This window comes from Parabacteroides distasonis (assembly GCF_004793765.1).
Classification (GTDB): Bacteria; Bacteroidota; Bacteroidia; order Bacteroidales; family Tannerellaceae; genus Parabacteroides; species Parabacteroides distasonis_A.
The window spans coordinates 1-442 of the sequence record NZ_SRYM01000159.1 but is presented as its reverse complement, the minus strand read 5'-3'; the positions used below and the strand labels follow the sequence as shown (position 1 = coordinate 442).

General features: G+C 34.6%; 1 pseudogene. It reads left to right on the top strand.

Features of this window, described 5'->3' with window-relative positions:
- A pseudogene (locus tag E5342_RS20410) lies at window positions 1–107 on the top strand (conjugal transfer protein MobA); the annotation flags it as partial.
- Window positions 108–442 lie beyond the last annotated feature (335 nt).

Here is a 442-nt window from a genome sequence, read left to right as displayed (position 1 = left end):
TGCTCTACAAGTTGGAGAAACATACCATCGACCTTGTGAAACTGAGCCGGGAGATCGTGGAGCTTTCAAGGGAGATGTATGCCAAGTGGGAACAACAGAAGGAATAATTCTGTTACATACCCAAGATACACATTACAGATACGTAATTCGGTAAATGAACGCATTTTTACTGACAATTTCATTGTCAATCATGTTGTAATCGTGCATTCGGAACTTTAGGACAAAGATAAGTATCACTTGACAAACTTGAAAACTAAATTCTTATAATTGAAACGACTGTATCATTTATGATGGTGCAGTCGTTTTATATTCAAGAGGATAAATGGTTGCAACTGTTCACTTAGCTATCAATATGAAATTACTATCTTTGTAAAATGATTCAAGAGAAGTTCAAATTTTACAAGCCATGTAAGTTGCTGCAACCTTATATAAGATATTATTG